A 5,995-nucleotide genomic window follows, 5' to 3' on the forward strand; every position below is an offset into this window, starting at 1 on the left:
CGCTCGCGGGCTCCGGCGGTCGCCCGCCCGCGCCGGCATCCCCGCTCGCGGGTCCACGGGCACCGTCGCGCTCGGCCGCGCGGCCGCCGCCGCGTCCGCGCATGCGCTCCGACGAGCGCCGACCCGCGCAGCCGTCCTCGCACCCGTCCGAGCGCCGCACCTCGCACCTGTCCTAGCTGCGACGTCGATGGCCGCCGAGGCCACCGCGCCTCGGCTTCGGAGCGCCTTCCGGGGTCGCTCGGGGGTCTCAGGACCCTCGCGATGGCCTCCGGCCCCGCAGACGGCCCGTACGGGGCCTCACAGGCGATTTCCGCCCGTGAGCGCCTCTCCGGCCCGCTCGGGCCGCCGGGGCCCGGCAGGGGCTCGTTCCGCCGATCCCCGCGGCCGTCTCGGGGCTGCCGGTGCTCGCCGGTCCGCCCCGCCCGCCCGCCGCGCCGTCGCCGTTGCCGCGCCGGCCAGTGGGACCTCCCGCGGGCGGCCCGCGAGCCCCGCGGGAGCGGTCGTGGCCGGTCCGGCGAGCGACCGTCGAACCGGCGGCCGTCGGGCCGCCCGCACGCCTGGTCCCCGGCAGCTCCCGGCGGCGGTCGAGCGGGCTCGGACGCTCCGGCCACGGTCGGATCGCGACCGCCGGCGGCCCGGGGGAGGCCCGCAGGGCGACAGAATCCCGCGTCCGGCGGTCGTCCGCGTCGCCCCGCCGGAACCGGCCGCGGCCGGGGTTGTAACGGCCCACAACCTGAAGCTGGTCCCGACCCTCAGGTGGTCGGGTTCTGCCGCTTATCGGAAAGCTCGGGCCCGGGCCTGAGCGCTCGTCGTAGCGGGACGTCGGAGTGAGAAGTAGGACGTCTCGCTCCGTCGCAGGTAGTACCCTCGACGTCCTCCGATGACGACGCGTCCGAGCGACAACGACGGCCTGCTCAAGATGGCCGAGCTGGCCCAGCAGGCCGACGTCAGCCCGGCGACGGTCAAGCACTACCTCCGCGAGGGGCTGCTGGAGCCCGAGGACGGTGCTCCCGGCGTCGTACGCACGTCGCGCAACATGGCCTACTACCCGCCGTCGTTCGTCGAGCGGATCCGGCTGGTCAAGCGGCTGCAGGAGGAGCGGTTCATGCCGCTGCGGGCGATCCGCGGGCTGCTGGGCGAGGACGGCGGGCTGGAGCGGGCCCGGACGCTGGCCGAGCGCGAGGACGCGATCCTCGACCGGATGCTGGAGCGGCCGGAGGCCCGCGACCACCTGGCGACCGTCGCCCGCGCCGACCTGGTGGCCCGGACCGGCGTCCCCGAGGCGCTGCTCGACAAGTTCGCCGAGATCGGGGTCCTGGGCGACGGCTCGGCGGGCTACGACCCCGACGAGACGCTGATCGTCGACGCGATCATGCGCTTCCGCGGAACCGGCTTCGGCGAGGAGATCGGCTTCACCGCCTACGACGTCCTGCGCTACTTCGAGGGCCTCGAGCCGCTGGTGCGCGAGGAGACCCAGACCTTCCTGCACCGGATGGTCGACCAGGACATCGACGCCGATCGGGCCGCCGAGCTGATGCTGGGCGGGGCGGCACCGCTGCGCGACCTGATCGGCGCGATCCACGGGCGGCTGATGCGACGCGAGCTGGTGCGGGCTCGCCGCTCGGGCTGAGCCGTGATCCCGCGCAACGGTCCCGCGGCGCCCCGCGCGGCGGCTATGCTTGCGGGGCGATTGACCAGTCAGTCAACGTGGCTCCCCTGATCTCGATGCGCACCGCCGTCGTTCAGCTTCGCAGCACCCCGGACTCCGCCGCCAACCTGCAGGCGGCCGACCGGCTGACCCGCGCGGCGGCCGCGCGCGGCGCCACGGTCGTGCTGCTGCCGGAGAAGTGGCCGCTGCTCGGGCGCACGGGCGACGTCCGCGCCGGCGCCGAGCCGCTCGACGGCCCGGCGGTCGCCTGGGCGCGCGCGACCGCGGCCGAGCTCGGGATCGACCTGCTGGCCGGCTCGGTCGCGCTACGCCGCCCCGACGGGCGGCTGGCCAACACCGCGCTCCACGTCGCGCCGGACGGGCGCCTGGCGGCCGCCTACGGGAAGCTCCACCTGTTCGACGCCGACGTCGCCGGCACGCGCTACCGCGAGTCCGCCGACGAGGACGCCGGCGATCGCCCGGTGCTCAGCGCGCTCGCCGACGGCACCCAGGTCGGGCTGACCGTCTGCTACGACCTGCGCTTCCCGGAGCTGCACCGCACGCTCGCCGCCGCCGGCGCCCGGATCCTGAGCGTCCCCGCCGCCTTCACCGAGCGCACCACCCAGGCCCACTGGGAGGTCCTGCTGCGGTCGCGGGCGATCGAGAACGGCGCCTTCGTGCTGGCCGCCAACCAGCACGGCGAGCATGCTCCGGGGATCCGCTCCGGGGGCCGCTCGATGATCGTCGACCCCTGGGGGACGATCCTGGCCGAGGTGCCCGACGTCGACGAGGGGCTCGCCGTCGCCGACCTCGACCTCGACCACCAGGACGTCGTCCGCGAGCAGCTGCCGGTCCTGCGGCAGCGACGGGCCGACGTGGCCGCCGCGCTCGGCGCGCTGCCCGAGGGCGATCTGGCCGCAGCGTGGCGCAGGGCAGCGCCGCCGACCGCGACCCCGCCGACCGAGGAGCAGCCCTGATGGCCACCCGACCGACCGCCGCCAGCGTCGAGAAGCGCCGCGCGATCCTCGACGCCGCGATCCGGGTCTTCGCCGAGCGCGGCTTCAACCACTGCCGCGTCTCCGACATCGCCGACGAGGCCGGCGTCGCCTACGGGCTGGTCTACCACTACTTCAAGAGCAAGGACGCGGTCCTCGACGAGGTCTTCCTCGAGCGCTGGGGCCTGATGCTCGAGGTGATCGAGGAGGCGAAGGCCGACGACGCCCTGACCGCGCGCGAGAAGCTGGCCAAGGTCGCGACCTTCATCGTCGAGAGCTACGGCCACCGGCCCGACGTGATGCAGGTCGTGATCGTCGAGGTCACGCGCCAGGCCAACACCTTCGGCCGCCGCCACTGGGCCAAGATCCAGGAGGGCCACGCGGGGATCGCCCAGATCGTCGAGGACGCCCAGGCCAGGGGCGAGCTGCGCTCCGACATCCCGGCGAGCTTCGCGGGCATCGTCTTCTACGGCGGGATCGAGCAGATCCTGACCGCCTGGATCTTCGACCTGATGCCGGCGGGGCCCGAGGATCGCCGGCTGGCGGTCGAGACGCTGGTCGAGACGATCTGCGGCGGCCTCGACGCGCGCCCGTGACCGCGGCCTGCCGTTCGATCGCCGCGGCCGGCCCGCGACCGGGGGTGGCGGAGCGTGGTGTCCTCCGCCAGCGTGGATAGGATCGCGGCGATGGAGAACGAGCTCGTGAAGCGTCTCGTCTGGTCGGGCCTCGTCGCCGGACTCGGCGTGCTCGCCAGCATTGCCGCCCAACGAACGGCTGGCGTCATCTGGCGCCGCGTGTTCGGAGAGGAGCCCCCGGAGTGAGCGACAAGCCCAAGAGCGGCGACAGCAAGGGCGATCCGGCTCGGGACTGGGTCCCGTCGCCGGAGCAGCCGGTGCCGCCGACCACCACCGAGTTCAACGCGCTCGTCGACGCCGGCGCCGCCGTGCCGCCGGAGGCAGCCGCCGCCGAGGCCGAGCCCGAGCAGCGGGACGTCGAGCCCGAGCCGGAGGCGATCCCCGCGGAGCCGCTGCCGGAAGTCGATCTGGTCGCGCCGGAGCCCGAGCCGGAGCCTGCCCCCGAGGCCGAGTCCGAGCCGGCCGTCGTCGAGGCCGAGGCCGCCGAGACGCCCGAGCCCGAGAGCGCGCCCGAGGAGGCCGAGCCGAGCGAGCCGGCGGCCGAGGCGCCCGCCCCGGATCCGGATCCCGAGCCCGAGCCCGAGCCCGATCCGGAGCCCGCCGCCGTGGTCCCCGAGCCCGAACCGGCTGCCGTGGCCCCCGAGCCGACGCCGGAGCCGGTCGCTCCCGCGTGGTCGCCGCCCGCCGGCGGATCGATCCCGCCCGTCGGCGACGACACCCCGACTCCGTCCAACCAGGCCGGCACGTTCGGTGGGCTGATCCCCGAGGATCGCCCCGAAGTGCTCCTGGCCGCCGCCTTCGCAGGTGGCGTCCTGGCCGCGATCATCCTCCGGACCCTTGTCCGCCGGTGACGACATGAACCCGCCCACCCGCGAGGCGTCGCTGAAGACGGTCGTCGAGAACCTCGCCGCCGTCACCGAGCGCACGCAGCACATCGTCCGAGACGAGATCGAGCTGGCCAAGGCGGAGGTCGCCGAGAAGGTCGGCAGCCTCGGTCGTGGCGCCGCCGTCGGCGTGGCCGCCGGCGTCTTCATCGCGCTCGGCGGGCTGTTCCTGCTGCACGGCCTGGCGTTCTTCTTCTGGTGGCTGCTGGACTTCCCGAGCAACCAGATCTTCTGGGGCTACTTCATCGTCGCCGCGCTGCTGTTCCTACTGGCCGCGGTCGGCGGGCTGCTGGCCTACAAGTTCGTCAAGAAGGGCGCGCCGCCGGTCCCGAGCCAGGCGATCGCCGAGGCGAAGCTGATCCGCGAGAGCGTCTCCTCGACCGCGTCGGGCACGCTGCCGCCCCCGCCGACCGGCGTCCCGCCGGCCACCATCGACGACAAGGACCGCCGATGAGCACGCGCACCCCCGCCGAGATCCGGGCGTCGCTGGAGAACCACCGACGCGAACTGACCAGCTCGATCGAGCTGCTGCGCAGCGACGTCACCGAGCTGTCGGACTGGCGCCGGCAGGTCAAGAAGAACCAGCAGGCCGTCGCCGTCGCGGTCGGCGTCGGCGGCTTCGTGCTCGCCGGCGGCATCGGCGCCCTCACGGGGCTGCTCCGGCGCCGCCGGTAGCGCCCTGCGTCAGGCCAGCAACGCGGCCGGGATCCCGCCGATCCCGAGCAGGCCGGGGCCGACGTGGGAGCCGATCACGGGACCGACCTCGCTGATGAAGCGGGGCTCGGTGCCGATGATCTCCTGCGCGGCCGCGGCCAGCCGCTCGGCCTCCGAGCGGGCCTGGATGTGCTGGACGCACCAGCCGTCGCGACCGCTGGCGGCCAGCTCCTCCGCGACCTTGACCATCCGCTCGAACGAGCGCTTCGAGGTCCGCACCCGCTCGATCGGCGTGATCTCGCCGTCGAGGGTCAGGATCGGCTTGATCTTCAGCGCCCCGCCGAGCCACGCCTGGGCGGTCCCGATCCGGCCGCCGCGACGCAGGTACTCGAGCGTATCGACGGCGAAGATGAAGGTCCGCTGGAGGCTGGCGATCGCCTCGTTCGCGCGCGCCACCGCCTGGTCCAGCTCGCCCGAGGCCGCGCCGGCGGCGGCCGCGAGCGCCGCCAGGCCCTGCGCGCCGCAGGCCATCCGCGAGTCGATGACCTCGATCGTCCGCCCGCTGTCGCCGACCGCGATCTCGGCGGCCTGGCGGGCCGACTCGACGGTCCCGGAGATCCCGCCCGCGAGGTGGATCGACACGATGTCGCTGCCGGCGGCGATCAGCGGCTCGTAGACGGCCAGGAAGTCCCCGACCGACGGCTGCGAGGTCGACGGCAGGTCGGACTGGTCGCGGAGGCCGGCGTAGAAGGCGTCGTAGTCGACGATCGAGGACTCGCGCTCCGAGCTGCCGCCGCGGGTCACGTAGAGGCTGACCTGGTGGATCCCGTGCTCGCTGACGAGGTCGGCGGGCAGGTAGTGAGTGGAGTCGGTGACGACCGCGACGGGCATGCCGAGCACCCTATCCGTGCGCCGCCGCGACGGATCGCTGGGCGGTCGTCGCGCCGCTTCCGACGTCAGGCGCAGCGAACGGCGCCCGACCCGCGGCGAGCGGGCGGGCGCGTCAGCGGGCGGCCAGCAGGACCGCCGCCAGCACCCGTTCGCCGCCGGCCGACTGGCCGCGGAAGAGCGGCGAGAAGCCCAGCGTGACCACGTGGCCGGCGCCGCGGCGCTCGTCGACCACCAGCGGCCGGCCGGAGAGCCCGTCCGCCGCGGCGACCGGGCCGGAGGGCGCCAGCG

The 5,995-nt window shown here is 74.9% G+C and carries 8 protein-coding genes; 7 read left to right on the forward strand and 1 reads right to left on the reverse strand.

Annotation, left to right across the window (positions count from 1 at the left end; genetic code table 11):
- Positions 1–880 precede the first annotated feature (880 nt).
- The 7 genes from PAI11_RS26165 (at position 881) to PAI11_RS05580 (ending at position 4,837) form a co-directional block, all read left to right on the forward strand.
- A complete protein-coding gene (locus tag PAI11_RS26165; RefSeq protein ID WP_007571763.1) occupies positions 881–1,630 on the forward strand; it encodes a MerR family transcriptional regulator in 750 nt (249 codons plus the stop codon).
- 95 nt (positions 1,631–1,725) lie between these two features.
- Positions 1,726–2,625 (forward strand): nitrilase-related carbon-nitrogen hydrolase, encoded by a 900-nt coding sequence (locus tag PAI11_RS05560; RefSeq protein WP_040598561.1) that lies wholly within the window; start codon positions 1,726–1,728, stop codon positions 2,623–2,625.
- On the forward strand, positions 2,625–3,239 hold the full coding sequence (locus PAI11_RS05565) for a TetR/AcrR family transcriptional regulator (RefSeq protein ID WP_007571766.1): 615 nt from the start codon (positions 2,625–2,627) through the stop codon (positions 3,237–3,239). Before PAI11_RS05560 ends, PAI11_RS05565 begins: the two co-directional genes overlap by 1 nt.
- A gap of 90 nt (positions 3,240–3,329) precedes the next feature.
- Entirely contained in the window at positions 3,330–3,464 is a 135-nt protein-coding gene (locus PAI11_RS28030; RefSeq protein WP_244406512.1) for a DUF4235 domain-containing protein, read from the forward strand.
- Positions 3,461–4,129, forward strand: a complete 669-nt coding sequence (locus tag PAI11_RS23965; protein ID WP_007571767.1) for a hypothetical protein — start codon at positions 3,461–3,463, stop codon at positions 4,127–4,129. The genes PAI11_RS28030 and PAI11_RS23965 overlap by 4 nt, the downstream gene beginning before the upstream one ends.
- Positions 4,130–4,133: 4 nt before the next feature.
- Complete coding sequence (locus tag PAI11_RS05575; RefSeq protein WP_050897122.1) at positions 4,134–4,616, forward strand: phage holin family protein; 483 nt, start codon at positions 4,134–4,136, stop codon at positions 4,614–4,616.
- Positions 4,613–4,837 carry a hypothetical protein gene (locus PAI11_RS05580; RefSeq protein WP_007571769.1) on the forward strand — a complete coding sequence of 75 codons (225 nt, stop codon included), beginning with the start codon at positions 4,613–4,615 and terminating at the stop codon, positions 4,835–4,837. The genes PAI11_RS05575 and PAI11_RS05580 overlap by 4 nt, the downstream gene beginning before the upstream one ends.
- Before the next feature lie 9 nt (positions 4,838–4,846).
- Here the strand turns inward: PAI11_RS05580 and PAI11_RS05585 are convergent, their stop codons facing one another.
- Positions 4,847–5,707, reverse strand: coding sequence for a DegV family protein (locus tag PAI11_RS05585; RefSeq protein ID WP_007571770.1), 861 nt, complete (start codon positions 5,705–5,707; stop codon positions 4,847–4,849).
- Positions 5,708–5,995 lie beyond the last annotated feature (288 nt).

The organism is Patulibacter medicamentivorans (genome assembly GCF_000240225.1).
GTDB classification, from domain to species: domain Bacteria; phylum Actinomycetota; class Thermoleophilia; order Solirubrobacterales; family Solirubrobacteraceae; genus Patulibacter; species Patulibacter medicamentivorans.